We start from the raw sequence: 19,383 nt of genomic DNA on the forward strand, positions 1-19,383 counted from the left end.
CTCTATCTTTTATTGGTATTGTTCCAACACTTTATCTATAGATTCAGGAGTCAGATTCTCATGATAATCCTTGTCCACCTGCATCATTGGTGCATTAACACAAGCACCTAAACACTCAACGGATCGTAATGTAAAGCGCCCATCATCTGTGGTTTCACCTATTTTTATACCTAACTTTTTTTCCAAGTGTTCAACGACCGCAGCTGAATCACGCAGCATACAAGAAATATTGGTACATACATTTACAGAATGTCTGCCGATCTGTGTGTGTTCGTACATAGTATAGAAACTTGCAACCTCATATACTGAAATGGGAGGCATCTCAAGGTAATCAGCTACAGCATCCATTAATTCTGTAGTCAGGTGACCATGCTCTTCTTGGACTATTCGTAGCGCACTCATTACAGCTGATTGCTTTTGATCTTTTGGGTATTTTGCTATCCAATGATCGATGTCCTTTATTCTCTGAGCTGACACCAACTGATTTAATATTTTTGCTGAATTATCAGACATTTCTAAACCTTCATTAATTTAAATTGCAATTTTCTGGAATGTCATTTTAAAAATCATAAATTGACAGATCAAAAATTAACGATCTATTTCACCAAATACTATATCCTGACTCGCTAAAATCGCGACACCATCAGCGATCATATGTCCTTTAGTCATTGCATCATAGCTCGACAAATGAGCAAATCCAGGAGCACGAATTTTCATTCTGTAAGGTTTATTCGCCCCATCAGATACCATATAAATGCCAAACTCACCTTTAGGAGCCTCAACGGCACTATATACTTCACCACGCGGCAAACAAAAACCTTCTGTAAACAGTTTAAAATGATGGATTAATGATTCCATATCTTCTTTCATTTCTACGCGGCGTGGTGGTGTAATTTTGTGATCATCAATACGTACTGGACCAGGATTTGCTCTGAGCCATTCGATACATTGCCTAATAATTCGATTTGATTGCCTTAACTCTTCAACACGAACCAAATAGCGATCATAACAATCTCCAGTTTTGCCTACTGGGATATCGAAATCAACGCGATCATATGCTGCATAACTCTGTTTTTTGCGTAAGTCCCACGCTACTCCAGAACCACGAAGCATTGGCCCTGTAAAACCCCATTGCAATGCTTCTTCTGGTGAAACAATACCAATGTCTACTGTACGTTGTTTCCAAATTCTATTATCGGTTAATAATGTTTCATATTCGTCAACACAATGAGGGAATCGCTCAGTAAATGCCCAGAGGAAGTCCAACAGACTGCCACTGCGTTCCTCATTAAGCTTTTCTACTTCACGTTCATTATGCCATCTTGAAGCCTTATACTTAGGCATACTATCAGGCAAGTCCCGTGCAACACCACCCGGTCTATAATAGGTAGCATGCATTCGAGCACCAGATACTGCCTCATAGCAATCGAATAAATCTTCACGCTCTCTGAAGCAATATAAAAATACGGTCATTGCACCGATATCTAATGCATTAGCTCCCATCCAAAGCAGATGATTTAAAAGACGCGTTACTTCATCAAACATTGTACGGATATATTGAGCTCGTATTGGCGCTTCGATACCTAAAAGTTTCTCAATTGCACGTACATAAGCATGCTCATTGCACATCATGGACACGTAGTCCAGTCTATCCATATAACCAATATTTTGGATATAAGGTTTTGTTTCTGCTAATTTTTCAGTTGCTCTATGCAGTAATCCTATATGTGGATCGGCACGAACGATGGTTTCACCTTCAAGCTCAAGAACTAAACGTAATACCCCATGTGCTGCAGGATGTTGTGGACCAAAGTTTAAGGTGTAATTCTTTAATTCAATCATTCTTCGCCCCTTTTATCACCAATATACCGGTTATCATTACGAATAACCTTGGGCACCAAAACTCTGGGTTCAATATCTACTGGAGCGTATATGACCTTTTGTAATTTTGCGTCATAGCGCATTTCAACATGACCACTGAGTGGGAAATCTTTACGGAATGGATGTCCGATAAATCCATAATCAGTCAAAATACGTCTTAAGTCTGGATGGCCTTCAAATAAAATACCGTATAAATCATAAGCTTCGCGCTCAAACCAATTCGCGCCTTTCCACAAATGATGCACTGAAGGAACAATTAAATGAGACTCATCAAGGAATACCTTGACACGTAATCGATGATTCAATTTTGTTGAGAGTAAATGATAAACTACAGCAAAACGAGGTTTATTTAGAGCGTAAACTTTTGCTTCTTGGCGTTCTACACCTCGAGAAAACCCACTTTCAGTTGCTGAATCTGTTTCCCAATCATACTCACCATAAAGCAAATAATCCACGGCGCAAAGATCAATCAGCTGGTCAAAACAAAAAGCTTCCAGATCACGTAGTTCCAACATTATTGCTTTTAAATTTGATACGTCACACTCAAGAGTTACTTCATTGTAAGCGACACTAATATCATTAAATTGATTCGCCAATTCACGTTTGAGTTGTTCAACCAAATAATCATTTTTTGTTGTCATCTATTTGCACCTTTGATGATCTTAAGCTTCTAGGATTTTTTTGTGCCTGATTTTATTCTGCAATTGAATAATGCCATACAGTAGGGCTTCAGCAGTTGGCGGGCAACCTGGTACATATACATCTACTGGGACAATACGATCACATCCACGAACTACGGAGTAAGAGTAATGATAATACCCACCGCCGTTCGCACAAGAGCCCATAGAGATAACCCAACGAGGGTCAGGCATTTGATCATAAACTTTACGCAAAGCAGGAGCCATTTTATTGCACAAGGTTCCCGCAACAATCATTACGTCTGATTGTCGTGGACTTGGACGAAAAATAATTCCGAACCGGTCCAAATCATAACGTGCGGCACCCACATGCATCATTTCTACAGCACAACATGCCAATCCAAAAGTCATAGGCCACATAGAACCACTACGTGCCCATCCGAGAAGTTTCTCGACTGAAGTCGTTACAAAGCCACTTTTTTGCAATTCTGCAACCGCCATAGCTAGCCTCTAAGCAGTTAAATATTAATAAAAAAGGTACCACCTCTGTTTGTTTTCTTCTTTTGAAGTAACAATCAGAAGTGAATTTATTGCGCACACTTAAATTATTCCCACTCTAGTGCGCCTCGTTTCCATTCATAAATAAAACCGATAACCAATAATCCTAAAAATAACATCATTCCAGCAAAACCAAACCAACCAATTTTACGTAATGCTAATGCCCATGGAAAGAAAAACGCAGTTTCCAAATCGAAAATAATAAATAAAATGGCAACTAAATAAAAACGAACATCAAATGGGATATGAGAGCTCTCGAATGCACCAAATCCACATTCATAAGGAGAATTCTTAGCGCTATCAGGATTATGCTTTGACAAAAGGGAACCAGCCCCTATCATTGCTACGCCCAATGCCAATCCGATAATTATGAAAATAAGAACAGGTAAATATTGAGATAGCATTTTTTCACCTTGCACGGATTAAAATGGTGCCGAAGGCCGGACTCGAACCGGCACGGCTTTCGCCACCGCCCCCTCAAGACGGCGTGTCTACCAATTCCACCACTTCGGCATATTCTTTTTATTAGTAATTACTTACTTTTCCTAATCTTCTCTCTGTACTTAAGCACGGAGATAGGATGTTTATTTATTTCTTATTACTGTTATCAACAGGTACTGGAACTGAATTCGCCGGTACACTAGTTTGTTGAGGAATTATTTGCTGATCTGCTTTTTGATATTGGACAGACACCAAATAAGATAACAATAAGCTGGTGATAAAAAAGGTTATTGCCAAACCACCAGTTAATTTAAATAAAAATCCACCTGTCCCTTGGCTTCCAAATAAAGTATTCGAAGCGCCTGATCCAAAAGCAGCACCGATATCGGCACCTTTACCATGTTGGATAAGAACTAAGCCTATTAAGACTACAGCAACGATTACATGAATCATTAATATCAATTGATACATTTCACAATTTCCACAAACTGTTTCGCGTTCAACGATGCGCCTCCTACCAAGCCACCATCTATATCAGGCATGGTAAATAATGCTCTGGCATTTTTTTCATTCACACTTCCCCCATATAAAAGGGGTAAACGTGCAGCATCGCTATGATTTATCTCTGCAACCAGCTTTCTAATAAACTGATGTACTTCCTGTGCTTGTTCAGGTGATGCAGTTTTTCCTGTGCCAATTGCCCAAACCGGTTCGTAAGCTACAATACAATCACGAAAACAATTTTTGTCTTGTTGACTTACTGCGAGCAATTGTTTGGCAATTACTTGCTCTGTCTGCCCTTTTTCACGTTCAACTAGCGTTTCACCGACGCAAAGAACGGGTATCATATCATGTTCTTTTACATGGTGGAATTTTTGCGCCACAAAATTTTCATCTTCATGAAAACAATGTCTTCGCTCGGAATGTCCCACCAAAACAAAGCGACAGTTAAAATCTTTTAACATAGGCGCAGATATTTCTCCAGTGTATGCTCCAGAGTCCTTCGGATATACATTCTGGGCACCTACGCCAATTTTACATTCAGCAAGTATGTCTCTAACTTGTGGAATATAAATAGCTGGAGGCATTACTATAACTTGGACATTATTAATAGTATTAAGTGCTTCTTTAAGTTCATTACTTAATTGAATCACTTGCTGCAGCTGACCATTCATTTTCCAGTTGCCCGCAACTATCTTGTGTCTCATTAGTACACCCCCTCGCTTTCAACTGCGGACTATACCCAAACTCATTGCCGATGTGTAGTCTTATCGCGATTTTTTTATTAAAAGGTTCTGTAGAACAAAAACCAAACGTTTAACTTTATTGCTGAGCGCCCAAACTTCTCTCAATTTGACTAATATCATCGCATAGCTTTTTTGCATGCTGTTTGACTATACTCTCATCCATGCCTTCTACCATGACACGTAATAAGGGTTCAGTTCCTGAAGGTCTGAGTAACACTCTTCCTTCACCTTTTAAACTTGTTTCTAAAGCCCTTACAATTTCGATTACTTGTGTATGCTCAGCAAGTAAGGTGGCATAATTAGTTTTTAAATTCATCAAACTTTGGGGTAATAAATTTATTCCTTCAATTAATTGCTGTAAGGTTTTACCTTGCTTGACCATAATTGACAATACTTGCAATGCAGCAACAATCCCATCACCGGTGGTAGTTTTATCCAGGCAAACAATATGTCCTGAGGTTTCGCCACCAATCTTCCAATCCTTTTCTCGTAAAGCCTCTAAAACGTATCGATCCCCTACGCGTGTTCTAACAAATGGGATACCCAGACTCTTTATAGCCATTTCCAGGCCATAATTACTCATTTGCGTACCCACGACCCCACCATTTAAAACGCCTCGTTGATGTCTGTCTTTAGCGATAATATAAAGGATTTGATCTCCATCAAGTAAACGGCCATCTGAATCGATTAATACAACACGATCTCCATCACCATCTAGACCAATACCAATATCTGCACCAGTAGTTATTACTTTCTGTCTTAACAGTTCAGGAGATGTTGAACCACAATCTTCGTTGATATTAAACCCATCCGGACGATTACCAATTGCAATTACTTGGGCTCCCAATTCAGCAAATACATTAGGGGCAATATGGTAGGTTGCACCGTTTGCGCAATCAACTACAATTTTTAAACCGGATAATCGTGTTAGTGAAGGAATTGTTGATTTACAAAATTCGATATAACGCCCACTGGCATCATTAATTCGTGTTGCTTTACCCAAATTTTGCGACGGCACTGTTTGCATTTTCTTTTCCAGTTCCGCTTCAATTGCTAATTCGACGCTATCGGGTAATTTCCCCCCATCGGAGGAAAAAAACTTAATTCCATTATCTTCAAACAGATTGTGCGATGCACTAATCACAATGCCGGCATTAGCTCTCAGTGTTTGAGTCAAATAAGCAATGGCTGGTGTGGGCATAGGACCTAACAAAGCGACATCAACACCAGCAGCAGATAAACCCGCCTCCAGAGCAGATTCCAGCATGTAACCCGAAACTCTTGTGTCTTTTCCAATCACTACTTTTTTGCGATGACCATTAGCCAGTACTCGGCCTACTGCCCAACCCAACTTCAACACAAATTCAGGATTAATATTTGATAAACCTACGTGTCCTCTTATACCATCAGTACCAAAATATTTACGTTGACTCATCCTTAACCACCTCTATCAAGAATTTTAGCTTGCGTGAGCTGATATACATCGGCCTGACTAATCATGGTAATCATGTGCAGCGCTTGATTTGTTTCATCTACATCATGCGTTCTGATGATTCCCACCCCTTTCAGTGCTGCATAAACAGCTGCCGCTATACTTCCTATCAAACGCTCACCCACCTCTTTAGCAAGTACCGTCCCTATAGTACTTTTACGTGATACCCCTAAAAGTAAAGGCATCCCCAATGATGCAAAACTATCAAGATTCTTTACCAAGAGCAAATTATCTTGTACTTGTTTTCCAAATCCAAATCCTGGATCCAGAATTATATTGTTTCTTTTAATGCCTCCACGCTGACACTCAGTAATACGTTCCATAAAAAAACGAGTTACTTCAGAAAGTACACCATCTGGATAATATGGAGCATGTTGCATCGTGTGTGGCTCTCCTTGCATGTGCATTAAGCAAACAGGAACAGCCAGTTTTGCTGCCATTTCAAGAGCCCCTTCAGTGCGTAAAGCATAAATATCATTAATTACGTTAGCACCTGCACTTATAGCAGCTTCCATGACTTCAGGCTTATTTGTATCAATCGAAATACAAATATCTGAAGTAGCCCTGATTTTTTCAATAATAGGTATAACTCGATTCAGCTCCACTTCGAGTGAAACATCTTGTGCACCTGGTCGGGTTGACTGCCCGCCAATATCGATTAAATCAGCACCTTGACTTATTAATTCATTGGCATGTTCGCAAGCCTTATCAATGGATAAAAATTTGCCACCATCAGAAAATGAATCTGGAGTGACATTTAATATCCCCATAATTAAAGGCTTGTGGAACGAGTTACCTAAGGAAGGTTGGCATTGAAGCTCAAGCCAACCTGAAAATTGCGTTGGATTCACCTGCTTTTCTCACTAATAATCTCAGTGCTCTTCAGCAGGATTTACAATAACCTCATGCTCTGTTGGCTTTTCTGATGGGTGATTACTCACCTCAGCGCCATCCAGAGGCTTAGACGAATCCCAATCTTCTGGTGGCGAAGGTTCCTTACCAGACATAATTTCTTTTATTTGATTGAGGTCTATCGTTTCATATTTAATTAAGCTTTGTGCCATTAAATGCAATTTATCCATATTTGAGACCAGAATTTCTTTAGCTCGCTTATAGTTTCGGTCAATAATCGCACGTACTTCATCATCAATTTGCTGCGCTGTTCTGTCTGACATTTCTTTATGTTTATTCATTGAACGCCCTAAGAACACCTCTTCTTCCTCTTCACCAAAAGTAAGTGGGCCCAAAGTTGAAAGTCCCCAAGTTGTAACCATTTTACGCGCTATTTCAGTAGAACGCATGATGTCATTAGATGCACCCGTCGTCACGCTTTCAGGACCAAAAATGAGCTCCTCAGCAATACGGCCACCAAACAAACTAGATAATTGGCTTTCAAGACGACGCTTACTATGGCTGTAGCGATCCTGCTCCGGCAAAAACATCGTTACACCAAGAGCACGCCCACGTGGGATAATAGAGACTTTGTACACCGGATCATGTTCGGGTACACATAAACCAACAATCGCATGACCTGCTTCATGATAAGCAGTCAACTTTTTCTCATTATCATCCATCACCATGGAGCGTCGTTCAGCTCCCATCATAATTTTATCTTTTGCTTTGTCCAACTCGCTCGTATTGACTTTACGTTTATTTGCACGTGCAGCAAATAAAGCCGCTTCATTCACTAGATTGGCGAGATCTGCTCCAGAAAACCCTGGAGTTCCCCGAGCAATTGCCATGATGTCCACATTGCTATCTACTGGAACTTTTTGCAAATGCACTCTAAGTATTTGTTCACGACCACGAATATCCGGTAATGGAACTACCACCTGACGATCAAAACGACCTGGGCGCAATAGTGCCGGATCTAAAACATCTGGACGGTTCGTAGCTGCAACAACAATAACTCCTTCACTCCCCTCAAACCCATCCATTTCTACAAGCAATTGGTTTAACGTTTGCTCACGCTCGTCATGACCACCCCCGAGACCAGCGCCTCGATGACGACCTACTGCATCAATTTCATCGATAAAAATAATACAAGGAGCATGCTTTTTCGCTTGTTCAAACATATCACGGACTCGCGATGCACCAACACCGACAAACATTTCAACAAAATCAGATCCCGAAATAGTGAAAAATGGCACTTTCGCTTCACCAGCGACAGCTCGAGCCAAAAGGGTTTTACCTGTTCCAGGAGAACCAACTAATAATACACCCCGGGGAATACGTCCCCCAAGATTTTGGAATTTGGTAGGATCCCGAAGGAAGTCAACTAACTCTTTAACTTCTTCTTTAGCCTCATCGACTCCCGCAACATCAGCAAAAGTCACTTTTACTTGATCTTCGCCGAGCAAGCGTGCACGCGAACGGCCAAAAGACATGGCACCTCGACCACCCCCGCCTTGCATCTGACGCATAAAAAATACCCAAACCCCGATTAAAAGCAGCATTGGGAACCAATTGATAAATAAATGGAGAAGGAAACTTTCTTGTTGTTTTTCTTGGCCGCTTACTTCGACTTTACTTTTTAGTAACTCGCCTAACAAAGCATTATCTTGCATAGGCATGTACGTTACAAAACGCTTATTATTTTTAGTCATCCCCTTGATGATTTTATCGTCCTCAATGGTGACTGAATTAACCATACCTTGATCGACTTCTTTCAAAAACTGGCTGTAAGAGAGCTTCTCAGCAACCGAGTTTCGAGGGCCGAAATTACTGAAAACTGAAACAAGCACGATCGCTATAATCAGCCATAAAAATAAATTCTTAACCATGTCGTTCAAAGTATTAACCTCGTTAGTGACGTACAGCTTTTATATTATGATCGAATTCTTAAATCATAAAGTTACTATAAATTGTATCCCTTTGCCAGCAAATAGGTTTCTTTTGAGCGAGAGCGAGAAGCTGAGGGCTTTCGAATCACTACTTTCTCAAAAGAAGCTCTTGCTTGTCTTACTAAATCATCAAAACCAGCGCCATGAAAGATTTTAATTAGCATGGAACCTCCTGGTTTTAGCATTTTTTCTGCAAAATCAAAAGCCAATTCAACTAAATACATCGCTCGTGGAATATCAATTGCAGTTGTACCACTCATATTTGGGGCCATATCTGATAATAACAAGTCAACACTATGTTCTGGGATTAAATCTTTTAACTTTTGCAGCACTTCATCTTCCCGAAAATCCCCAAGAATAAAATCCACATCAGGTAAGGCATCCATAGGCAAAATATCGAGGGCAATGATACGCCCGCGACCTTGCAACCGCTCAGAAACATACTGTGTCCACCCGCCAGGAGCTGCCCCTAGATCAACTACAGTCATCCCTGGTTTGAGCAAAGACTCTTTCTCGTCTACTTCTTTTAACTTGTATATAGCGCGACTACGATAGCCCTCTGCTTGTGCTTTCTTAACATAAACATCATCAAAGTGCTCTTGCAACCATCGCTTACTGCTTTTAGTACGCTTCATAAATTTATATAGAGTATCAATTTGACCTATGATACTGAATTTCACTACCTTTTCCCAGCAAAACGTGCAATAATTTACCATTTTATCATTCAGTCTCCAAATAGCTATGTTATTGGAGTGTATTTAAGGAACATTACAGTGGATACTGCACTCAAAAAATCGCTTAAAGCCCAAGCACATCATTTAAAACCCGTCGTGCTTCTTGGAGCGAAAGGATTAACTGAAGCCGTTATTGCGGAAACGGATATTGCATTAATTTCGCATGAACTAATAAAAGTGAAAATTAACGGGGCAGAAAGGGAAGACAGAATTATTATGGCAGATGAATTATGCCAGCAATTACAAGCCGAACTCGTACAAATGATTGGCAATACATTAATTATGTATCGTAAAAATGAAGAGAAACATAAGTGACAGAACTACGAGTATTGTATACACTAGACTTTACAGTTTAGCAAAAACATATATCCCCTTCTAAGCCATTCACCTATTTAAGGTGCTGAGCAAATGAGGGTAATTAAATCATCGTATGGCCTATGATCCTAAAATACATACCAAATGCTCTAACTTTATTGCGTCTATTACTAATCGCACCTTTCCTATTTTATTTATACCGTCATGAGTACGTTATCGCTTTTTATTTATTTATATTTGCCGGATTAAGTGATGGCTTGGATGGCTTTTTAGCCCGTAGTTTTAACTGGCAAAGCTTTTTTGGATCTTTTGTTGATCCGCTGGCAGATAAATTATTAATTGCTTCCAGCTTTATCTCTTTAGCTTTAATTGGTCTGTTGCCTTGGTGGCTTGTCATTTTGGTTTTCCTAAGGGATTTAACAATTTCTTTGGGGGTAGTTGCCTGGTATCAATTTGTTCGCCGCAAACTTGATTTTCAACCCACATTGCTCAGTAAAATCAATACTGCATTACAACTCATTCTAGTTACTTCCTGTTTATTTGAATTAGCTTATTTTGAATTTCCTTCTTATTTGCTCAATGTTCTAATCATTTTGACAACGTTTACAACAGCGATTACTTATATTGATTATATATGGACTTGGGGCAAAAAAGCGTATCCCAAAAAAGAACCATCATAATGAATAAGCAGTTGGCATTAGCGATAAAATTAAACGATGAGGCAACCCTTGTTGATTTCAATTGGGGAAGTAATAAACTGCTGCAACAGCAATTACATCACATGCTCACTCATAGAGAAGACCGATTGCTTTACCTTTGGGGAAATTCAGGGAGCGGCAAAACCCATTTATTACAAGCGTGTTGTCAAGCCATAGATTCTCAATCTGCAATCTATCTCCCTTTGACTTTTCTCAAAGAATGGGGTCCACAAGCCATAGAGGGCGTTGAAGACCAAGAGCTGATCTGTATTGATGATATAGACGTTATAGCCAAAGATCCTGAGTGGGAAGAAGCTTTATTCCATTTGTATAATAAAATCAAGGACATGGAAAAAAGTATTTTAATCATCTCCGGAAACCAATCCCCTACCACCATTCCGATTCAACTGGCTGACTTACGCTCGAGATTAAGTTGGGGTTTGGTAATTCAATTGATGGAATTAAGTGACGAAGATAAAATTAATACTTTGAAATTGCATGCACTAAAAAGAGGATTTGATTTACCAGAAAGTGTGGGTCAGTTCCTGCTGAATAGATGCTCTCGAAATATGCATGACCTACATCATTTGCTTAATCGCTTAGATGACGCATCTCTTGCTGCACAGCGAAAAATAACCATCCCCTTTGTAAAAGATATCCTGAATATTTAACTTTAAAAAGTCGACACATTCAATATTATCTATATCGATTATATATTACATAAAACAGCACGACGGATCTATATGTTCCTGCTCACAAGAAATTTTCGGTCGTACGGCGGAAGGCTCCTGGGGTTTAAGAAAAGAATAATAATTTCCACTGGTTCGTATATCGATAGCAATTCGCTCATGAACAGAATCATCAATAACCAGTTCCTCATCAACATCCATGTGCCCTCCAGCTTGAGTTAATCTCTTAGCTAATCGAGCAGCATCAATAACTTTTGTTTTTAGACGCTCTAATTTATGAATTTCTCTATTTATTAAACTCTTATCACATAATTTCTGGATATTCTCTTCATTTAGACCAAACCAACTGCTTACTAATTTGTCCAGTCCAGGACGCTCAACATACCAATAAATGCTAAATGCCGCTAATCCAACCAAGGCACTAAAAAGTATTACAGGCCAAAAAGCAGGAGTTAATGGGTTTATTAGAAGACCAGACATGAAAAGAGCTACTGATTGGCCCGCGAAGAACCCTCCACCAAAGAACAAAATCCCCGAAACGCCCGAAATAAGAGCCTTAGCTATACTCATGTTCTCACTTGTGAGGGCCAACTCAAATTGCTTACTTTCTTCAGTGAGAAAAGTAAAACGATTTTCCAGCATAGAAATGATGTATTCCAGTTGTTTTAAATTGTCTGGAGATAAATCTGAAAGTGAATATTCATTTATTTTTTTTCTAATGGATTTAATCATTTTTAATTGCAAAAAGTATGCATCTAATAACTTATAGGCTTCACTAAGTTTAACTCCAAAAGCTTTCGAGACTTTTACTAAGTCAAATCCACAAAAAACAATTACGGAAAGAAAGGAGAATGCAAATCCAGCGGCAAGAATCATTGAGGAAGATAGGTTGAAAATACTCAACATCGTCACAATGCCATCAAATCCCTGGCATGCTGCGACCAAAATACCTGCCATAGTGAGCAAAGTGAATTTAATTTTGTCGATCGGAGTATTATGCTCCTCTTTTTGAGGAAGCTTAACATCATCCCCTTTCATAGCAAGAAATAAATCCTGCATTAATGCCGTTCGTAATGATACAAGAATAAACTCAATTTTTTGGTGTTGTTCCTTTGATTTCCTGGGGTATTTGGGCTCTTTATTTAACCAAGATATCAACGTCAGAAGATCACCAGATGTAGCAATAGTTCTAAGCTCACGTGAGTGAACTTGAGCCTCTGATAAATATTTCTTTATTAATTTTTGAGAATGCAGATTGATTGGGATACTCATTTTTCGTAACTGCTTTCAACTTTACTCCATAATTACACTGCATAGTACAATAGAACTCTCCGAGATGAACATAGTTTATCCAAGCCATCTTAAAAAATGTCTTAATAAATAAACAACTTACCCGATGCCATTTGCAATTGAAATTCTTTTTGATCAATTTATATTCATATCGTATAATTAATGTGCGAACATTGAGTAAGGAAGCGAACATGAAAAAAATTATTATCGCAGTATTAGTGTTTGTACCTACACTTTTTTTAAGTGGTTGTTATGTCACTGCAAATCCCAATAATGGCTACTACTATTCAGGCTATTATCCAAACAACTATTATTATTCAGGATATTACCCTAGTCGTTATTATTACCCTGGACGTTACTATTATTCTGGTTTGGGCTTAGGACTGGGGGGTATAGGTTTGGGCTATTGGGGTGGTCGTAGCTGGAACAGAGGCTGGCATGGCAATTGGCATCGAACTGGTTGGCACGGTGGTTGGCGAGGGGGTCGCGGTCACTGGAGGTAAATAAATTTCGTCAACCTAAATTCTGTACGGATTTAGGTTGACGCATCTTCAATAACTAAGACTTAAATGAAATACGAATTCTAAAAATCCTGTCTCTTAATGTTGTTCAAATCCTGACTGAATCATAAAACATTTAGATACAGAGTATTCAGCCTCTTTTGCCTCTTGCTGCACGTCTGTTTTTTTTCCTGAAATATAACGACTTAGTCGTGGTGACAATAACCACATAAGGAAAGCAATAATTAGGGTGACAATACCGATACAAGCAAATACATGAGTATAAATCATTAATGAGCCGACTCCAGGTTTAATTTGCTCAGGGAGTGCGGTATAGGATGCGACGGTAGCACCAATAAATCCGGCGATTGCAGAGGTTAAAAACCACATCCCCATCACAAATCCAGCAATTTGGGGAGGTACCAATTCTGCAACCATAGCCACCCCCAGTGCTGATACCAATAATTCACCAATACTTTGAAATAGATAGCTAATAATTAACCACCAAGAAGAGACCATCCCCTGATCGGTGTAAAAATAGCGCGCAAAAAAGAGCATTAAAAAACTAATTCCGCACATCGTCATTCCTAAAGAAAATTTATAAGGAATAGAAAACTCTATGCCTTTTCTATGAAGGAAACTATAAAAATAGGCCAAAACAGGACTCATCAATACAATCCAAATAGGATTTAGCGCTTGGAAGCTTTGGGCATCAATCGTAATTCCAAAGAAAACGGGAATTACATTATGCACTGCAAACAAATTTAAAGATGTTGGCATTTGTTGATACAAAGTAAAGAAAATGATGGCTTCTAACATCAAGGCCAAAGCAACCAACATACGCATCTTAATCATTTTGCTTTCATTACGAATCATGAATAAGTAATAAGCGATTACCACAATGGTAATAAACCAGAACAAATTTTTTGTAAGCATCACATGTTGTAATAAATAAGCAGACCCCTCGGTGAGACAGACTATCCCAATCAATATCAACAACCAGTGGACAAACGAAATTCTTCGTTTGTCCGCATCAGTATTGATATGAGCAACAAATTGATGTTGAAGCCAATAATTTGCCAAACCAATTAATAAACCAATCGCACTCATCAAATAAGCATAAGAATAACCATAACGACTTGAAATTGCTGGGCCAGCAAATAATGCAATCATACTTCCCAAATTGATTGCCATATAGTACAAGGTAAAACCACCATGCAAACGCGGATCATTTTCCTCATAACACTTAGCGAGTAAATTCGATGGATTTGCTTTAAACAAGCCATTTCCAACACAAATTAAACCCAGTGCAAAAAATACATGCTCTTTATCAGTAAGTGCCAAAGAAAAATAACCTGCTGCCAAAACAATAAGCCCCAGAACAATGGTACGTTTGGTGCCTAATACTCTATCCCCTAAATACCCACCAATAACTACCATACCGTAAACTAAAGCTGAATAGGCACCAAAGGTATAATAAGAAACCATATCGCTGTAACCCAAATAGCGAATAAAAAATAAAGTTAAAATCCCTTGCACAGTGTAAAACCCAAACCGCTCCCATAATTCCAACATAAAAATCATGTGAAATGCACGGGGTTGCTCGCGAAGTATATTCACCATGAGTTTTTCCTTTTGGGGGGTAAATTTTTAAGTTAAAGGAGTTTTTAGTTTTTTGCAATGAACTTCGGATTAAAAATAAGTGTCTCCAAAATCTCATGATAAAAGAAAAAGCTATTTATTAATAGGTACTTATCTCGTGCTGTGAAAATCAAGTTTAAGATGAATAGATTTAATTCAGAACTAATCGATTTTCCTTTTCGACTTTATTTAGCGAACTTTTCATAGGCTGAAATAGTGGACTTGTACTTTTGAATGATAAATCCGCATCGTCTTTAGATACATTTTGCGCGGACTCATTTGCCTCTTTCCCCCCCCCAAAAAAACATCCTAACATCAAATCGGTTGAGTACTCTTCCTTAGGCTTATACGTTTGCGTTAAATCATCGACGCTATCGCTAACTAAAGAGCTAATTTTGTTAACTACCCATTTTCCTAATTGTATAATCGGTACAATCAATCGCGCTACAAGGTATGCAAGTGAAATGACGGATACTGCGGTTAATATCCCCAATCCTACCAGCGGAAAATATAAGGACACAATTAAGCCGATTAAAGCCAATGCAGACAAACTAAAACCAACTCCCTTATCCATGATTTGTACAAATCCTGCATTTTTTATTTTGTTGTTCAAATCCAACTCTTTTAACTTAAGTTTAATCAGATGATCTTTTTTTGGATTAAAACGAGCTTGTAACGATGAAATCTGGTCACATAAAAAGATAAGCTCCTGTTCATTAATTCCATCACTTAATGCATTTCTCAGCGTTATTGCTTCTGTCTGAATCAATTTTATTTTCTCTTCAGCCTCGACAATTAATTTTCTAGTTGCTCTTCGTTCTTTACCCAAACGCCAACGTTCCTGGATTGTTCTACCTAATAAAAATATGCTTAAAAGAAATGCTATTGACGATGAAGTAAAGCCAATTGCTAATGCAATAGGAGGAACAGCTATCGAAGTGATCGTCAGTGCTAACAATACTGCAGAAGCAAACCACTTCGCATTATTGTTCCTATCAGCAGGAATTTTTTCACCTAATAGGTAACAGGTAAGATAAATAAAAGGGATAAGAAGAAAATCCAATACTGCAAAAGCAATTGAACCGATACCTAATCCAAGCTTCAATGAGTCAGTAGGAGCAATATTATTAAAAGTTCTTATAGAAGAACTAATCTGCATTATTGCCTTTCCTGAACCACCTGTGGTTTTGATAAGTTGCGATAAAAATAATACTTTCTTTAAGACTTTTTCAGGATCTGCCTTAGAGAATGAGAGTTCGACCCCATAATCAATTGGGCGTTGTATTTCTTCAAGGACTACAGTTGCCTCGAATAGAGCATTAGTAATCTCAAATTCTCTCAACGTGACCACCAATTATACATTTTGTTCAGGACAACATAATATACTATTTCACCACGTTTTTGGTAATTTTTTTTCCAATATAAACGAGAACTTGCTAATCCAGTATAAACTCAACTATATTTCCTCATAGAGACTAAATAAATGCGATAAAAAAAATCATTATGTCTAAAAAAGCCCTTTATTTGGCAGGTGGTGGTGCTCGAGGCGCTTATCAAGCCGGTGTTTTGAAAGCCATTGGCCACATATTACAAGTTAAAACTTTACCCTTCGAAATGGTCAGCGGCGTAAGCGTGGGAAGTATGAATGCAGCAGTGCTTGCGGAAAATGCCGATGACTTTCCAACGGCACTTGATAAACTCGAGACTATTTGGAGTGAAATTCATTGCCAACACGTCTATAGAGCCAGTAACTTTGCATTAAGTAAATCAGTGATGCGCAATATGAGCACAATGATGATTAAGCAACGGCAAGCGGCGCATTTACTTGATACAACACCTCTGAAAGAGATGATAACAGATGGCCTTGATTTCAATAAAATTGCACAAAATATAAGTGGAGGCTATCTCGATACTCTAGAAATAATCAGTAATTGTTACGAAACTCGCCAGACTATTTCTTTTTACGAACACAATAATCCTGAATTTATGGACTGGAATTATCCACGACACGGTAGCAAACGTGTTAGTTTCCAGGCTGAGCATATTTTAGCATCGAGTGCCTTACCTTTATTTTTTCCCACAGTGTTACTCGACGGTTTTCACTACGGTGACGGTAGCGTGGGTCTGGCTGCGCCACTTCGAGGCTCTATACGTTTTGAAGTTGATAAAATTCTAATTTTAGGAACCCGAGCCCTGCCTACCTTTGTTGAGCAGGAAACGTTACGTAATCATGATGACATTCCTTTTTCGCATATTTTTGGGAACATGCTCAATGCGCTGTTTTTGGACAATCTTGACCGTGATATTGAAATGGTCAATCGAATGAATGAAATTGCGATGTTACTGGGGATGTGGAAAAAGCGTCGCTCTCCATGGCGGCCGATTACGACCTTACATTTACGTCCAAGTAAAGATTTAGCTCCTTTAGCACAAAACCATTTTAAAGCGCTTCCTACTTTGCTCCGTTACCTCCTCAATATTTTAGGAGAGAAAAAACATTCTGGTGATCTGTTAAGTTTTGTTCTTTTTGAACGGGACTACACGCGCGATTTGCTTGAGCTAGGTTTTCAAGACACCATCAATAATGCCAAAGAAGTTATGGCCTTTTTTGAGTAATTTCCTCAATTACGAAGCAGACCCCTGATGCAGCACATCCGGGGTTAATCTTCAAGTTATCCTGGAGTACGCAATAAGGTCAGGACTTCTTCAGTTTCGGGCATCATTCCGTGCCAAATAAAAAAGGATTCAGCAGCTTGTTCTACTAACATGCCTAAACCATCCACTGCCTCACAGCCAAAATCACGAGCATATTGGACAAAAGCCGTAATATTGTTTTGTTTATAAGACAGATCATAACAAAATGGTTTTGCTGACATACATTCTGTAGGTAACGCCACAAACTCGCCCGCCAAACTGGCAGAAGTTGCATTAATCACCAAATCAAATGGTCCTTCCACCTCATTGAGACTCAAACATTTTGTTTGCGGGAAAGCTTGTTGGAAGTCTTTCGCTTTAGCTAAAGTTCGATTAGCGATGATAAGCTCCGCTGGATGATATTCTAATAGAGGATAAACTATTCCACGAGCAGCTCCTCCAGCCCCTAATATTAATACCCTTTTGTCATACAATGAGATATAGCGATGCAAATCACGAATAATCCCAACACCATCGGTATTGTCCGCATGCAATTGATTTGCTTCCATCCATAACGTATTTGCAGCTCCAGCATTTGTACAACGTAAGCTACATTGTTGCGCCATCGCAAAAGCTCTCTGCTTGAATGGCAAAGTAACATTAAGTCCCTTGCCTCCTAGAGTAAAAAATTCAGATACTTGTTGTTCAAAAGATGAATCATCAGCCTTAATTTTTTCATAGGTCAATTGCACATCCAGCTGTTTGGCAAAGCACTGATGAATTATCGGAGATAAACTATGCGCAATGGGATTACCCATAACTGCAAAACGCTGAGACATTTTACACTCCTAATCTGTTTAATTTGTTGCCTTGTTACTCATACTTTTACAATAAAAACTTATCGATAAACGTTTATCAGACAAATTATCAAGGAGCGAGTCGTATTTCCAATAAAATAGTACAAAATTTAATTTTTCTTGAAAAAAATTCATCTCTCTACAAATAATTAAAGTAACCGAGCTTTTTTGTCTATCAAATCCCTTCCAATGATTGAGAAACAAAGGAGCGTAATAAAATACTCTATTGAGTTAAGGAAAATTCAATGAGCGACTTTTCCGAAAATGAGAAACATATTCTAAAAAACAGTCCCTTATTAAACTCTTTATCCGAGGAAAACTATCAAGCATTTATGGGGATTTCATCACGATCTACCTTTGGAAAAAGCAGTGTTTTGCTTAAAGAAGGTGAGCTAAATGATGATTTTTTCATTATTGTTTCCGGGACTGTTGGACTTTATAAAAAAGAAAATAAAACTTCTGCTTCTGAATTGATAGGGACTCTGACTGCTGGAGAAACCATTGATGAAATGAGGGTTATTCAAAACCGCACGTGTGCCCTGACGGTAATTGCAATGGAAACAACCGTTGTATTACAAACGTCTATCAGCAAATTACATGCTTTGGAAAATCATCAGTGCCATGATGCAATTGTAGCGTCCGTCATTAAAATAATCAGCGACCGTTTGTTTCACAGCAATGAAACCCTTCTCGATAAGATCCATGAAAAAAAGAAAAAGAATAAACAAATGCTTTGTGTCTTATTCGGTGTACTTGTGCTGTTTATTTTTTTATGTGAAGTGGGTTTAGGTCTGTATTACACGTTAAAACCTAGTAATTTTTGCAATGATTTAAATTCACTTCCAGCTGAAAACTCTAAAATAGAACTCTAACCATACGATTAATGTACATTGTAGCCTGGGTTAGACGAAACCGTAACCCAGGC

Annotated in this window: 21 protein-coding genes and 1 tRNA gene; 6 read left to right on the forward strand and 16 right to left on the reverse strand. The window is 38.7% G+C overall.

Translation table 11 applies throughout. The features are described from left to right. Positions 1-9 precede the first annotated feature (9 nt). The 12 genes from nuoE to rlmE form a co-directional block, all read right to left on the reverse strand. Positions 10-513, reverse strand: a complete 504-nt coding sequence (gene nuoE, locus ACWTEW_RS28010) for an NADH-quinone oxidoreductase subunit NuoE (RefSeq protein ID WP_454781311.1) — start codon at positions 511-513, stop codon at positions 10-12. 75 nt (positions 514-588) lie between these two features. Continuing rightward, positions 589-1,842, reverse strand: a complete 1,254-nt coding sequence (locus tag ACWTEW_RS28015) for an NADH-quinone oxidoreductase subunit D (protein ID WP_454781312.1) — start codon at positions 1,840-1,842, stop codon at positions 589-591. Continuing rightward, positions 1,839-2,522, reverse strand: a complete 684-nt coding sequence (locus ACWTEW_RS28020) for an NADH-quinone oxidoreductase subunit C (RefSeq protein WP_454781313.1) — start codon at positions 2,520-2,522, stop codon at positions 1,839-1,841. The genes ACWTEW_RS28015 and ACWTEW_RS28020 overlap by 4 nt, the downstream gene beginning before the upstream one ends. 21 nt (positions 2,523-2,543) lie before the next feature. Further along, on the reverse strand, positions 2,544-3,020 hold the full coding sequence (locus tag ACWTEW_RS28025; RefSeq protein ID WP_058467432.1) for a NuoB/complex I 20 kDa subunit family protein: 477 nt from the start codon (positions 3,018-3,020) through the stop codon (positions 2,544-2,546). 104 nt (positions 3,021-3,124) lie between these two features. Beyond that, positions 3,125-3,481 (reverse strand): NADH-quinone oxidoreductase subunit A, encoded by a 357-nt coding sequence (locus ACWTEW_RS28030; protein WP_454781314.1) that lies wholly within the window; start codon positions 3,479-3,481, stop codon positions 3,125-3,127. A 24-nt stretch (positions 3,482-3,505) separates the two neighbouring features. Next, a tRNA-Leu gene (locus ACWTEW_RS28035) sits at positions 3,506-3,590 on the reverse strand. A gap of 75 nt (positions 3,591-3,665) precedes the next feature. Beyond that, positions 3,666-3,989, reverse strand: coding sequence for a preprotein translocase subunit SecG (gene secG / locus ACWTEW_RS28040; RefSeq protein WP_454781315.1), 324 nt, complete (start codon positions 3,987-3,989; stop codon positions 3,666-3,668). Then, positions 3,977-4,726, reverse strand: a complete 750-nt coding sequence (gene tpiA, locus ACWTEW_RS28045; RefSeq protein ID WP_454781316.1) for a triose-phosphate isomerase — start codon at positions 4,724-4,726, stop codon at positions 3,977-3,979. Before tpiA ends, secG begins: the two co-directional genes overlap by 13 nt. A 115-nt stretch (positions 4,727-4,841) precedes the next feature. Continuing rightward, a complete protein-coding gene (gene glmM, locus ACWTEW_RS28050) occupies positions 4,842-6,200 on the reverse strand; it encodes a phosphoglucosamine mutase (RefSeq protein ID WP_454781317.1) in 1,359 nt (452 codons plus the stop codon). Between the two features lie 2 nt (positions 6,201-6,202). Then, positions 6,203-7,108 carry a dihydropteroate synthase gene (folP, locus tag ACWTEW_RS28055; protein WP_454781318.1) on the reverse strand — a complete coding sequence of 302 codons (906 nt, stop codon included), beginning with the start codon at positions 7,106-7,108 and terminating at the stop codon, positions 6,203-6,205. 21 nt (positions 7,109-7,129) lie between these two features. Further along, positions 7,130-9,040, reverse strand: coding sequence for an ATP-dependent zinc metalloprotease FtsH (gene ftsH / locus ACWTEW_RS28060; protein WP_454781701.1), 1,911 nt, complete (start codon positions 9,038-9,040; stop codon positions 7,130-7,132). Positions 9,041-9,114: 74 nt separating this feature from the next. Further along, entirely contained in the window at positions 9,115-9,735 is a 621-nt protein-coding gene (gene rlmE, locus ACWTEW_RS28065; RefSeq protein WP_454781702.1) for a 23S rRNA (uridine(2552)-2'-O)-methyltransferase RlmE, read from the reverse strand. Between the two features lie 138 nt (positions 9,736-9,873). Here rlmE and yhbY point away from each other — a divergent pair, with 138 nt between their 5' ends. From yhbY to hda, 3 genes are all read left to right on the forward strand, one after another. After that, on the forward strand, positions 9,874-10,149 hold the full coding sequence (gene yhbY, locus ACWTEW_RS28070) for a ribosome assembly RNA-binding protein YhbY (protein WP_454781319.1): 276 nt from the start codon (positions 9,874-9,876) through the stop codon (positions 10,147-10,149). A 122-nt stretch (positions 10,150-10,271) separates the two neighbouring features. Next, the gene (locus ACWTEW_RS28075) at positions 10,272-10,829 is read left to right on the forward strand and encodes a CDP-alcohol phosphatidyltransferase family protein (protein WP_454781320.1); all 558 of its coding nucleotides are present in this window, start codon (positions 10,272-10,274) and stop codon (positions 10,827-10,829) included. Then, positions 10,829-11,518, forward strand: coding sequence for a DnaA regulatory inactivator Hda (gene hda / locus ACWTEW_RS28080; protein ID WP_454781321.1), 690 nt, complete (start codon positions 10,829-10,831; stop codon positions 11,516-11,518). The genes ACWTEW_RS28075 and hda overlap by 1 nt, the downstream gene beginning before the upstream one ends. A 45-nt stretch (positions 11,519-11,563) precedes the next feature. Here the strand turns inward: hda and ACWTEW_RS28085 are convergent, their stop codons facing one another. Beyond that, positions 11,564-12,808, reverse strand: coding sequence for a hypothetical protein (locus ACWTEW_RS28085; protein WP_454781322.1), 1,245 nt, complete (start codon positions 12,806-12,808; stop codon positions 11,564-11,566). A 209-nt stretch (positions 12,809-13,017) separates the two neighbouring features. Between ACWTEW_RS28085 and ACWTEW_RS28090 the strand changes: the two genes are divergently transcribed. Beyond that, complete coding sequence (locus ACWTEW_RS28090) at positions 13,018-13,329, forward strand: hypothetical protein (RefSeq protein ID WP_454781323.1); 312 nt, start codon at positions 13,018-13,020, stop codon at positions 13,327-13,329. A 96-nt stretch (positions 13,330-13,425) separates the two neighbouring features. Here the strand turns inward: ACWTEW_RS28090 and ACWTEW_RS28095 are convergent, their stop codons facing one another. After that, positions 13,426-14,949 carry an oligopeptide:H+ symporter gene (locus tag ACWTEW_RS28095; RefSeq protein ID WP_454781324.1) on the reverse strand — a complete coding sequence of 508 codons (1,524 nt, stop codon included), beginning with the start codon at positions 14,947-14,949 and terminating at the stop codon, positions 13,426-13,428. Between the two features lie 169 nt (positions 14,950-15,118). Beyond that, positions 15,119-16,318 (reverse strand): hypothetical protein, encoded by a 1,200-nt coding sequence (locus ACWTEW_RS28100; protein WP_454781325.1) that lies wholly within the window; start codon positions 16,316-16,318, stop codon positions 15,119-15,121. Between the two features lie 152 nt (positions 16,319-16,470). Between ACWTEW_RS28100 and ACWTEW_RS28105 the strand changes: the two genes are divergently transcribed. Further along, complete coding sequence (locus ACWTEW_RS28105) at positions 16,471-17,583, forward strand: patatin-like phospholipase family protein (RefSeq protein WP_454781326.1); 1,113 nt, start codon at positions 16,471-16,473, stop codon at positions 17,581-17,583. Between the two features lie 56 nt (positions 17,584-17,639). Here ACWTEW_RS28105 and aroE read toward each other — a convergent pair whose 3' ends face one another. After that, a complete protein-coding gene (gene aroE / locus ACWTEW_RS28110) occupies positions 17,640-18,440 on the reverse strand; it encodes a shikimate dehydrogenase (protein ID WP_454781327.1) in 801 nt (266 codons plus the stop codon). 263 nt (positions 18,441-18,703) lie between these two features. Here aroE and ACWTEW_RS28115 point away from each other — a divergent pair, with 263 nt between their 5' ends. Further along, the gene (locus tag ACWTEW_RS28115) at positions 18,704-19,330 is read left to right on the forward strand and encodes a cyclic nucleotide-binding domain-containing protein (RefSeq protein WP_454781328.1); all 627 of its coding nucleotides are present in this window, start codon (positions 18,704-18,706) and stop codon (positions 19,328-19,330) included. Positions 19,331-19,383: the final 53 nt, after the last annotated feature.

It is taken from the genome of Legionella stuttgartensis (assembly GCF_977063405.2).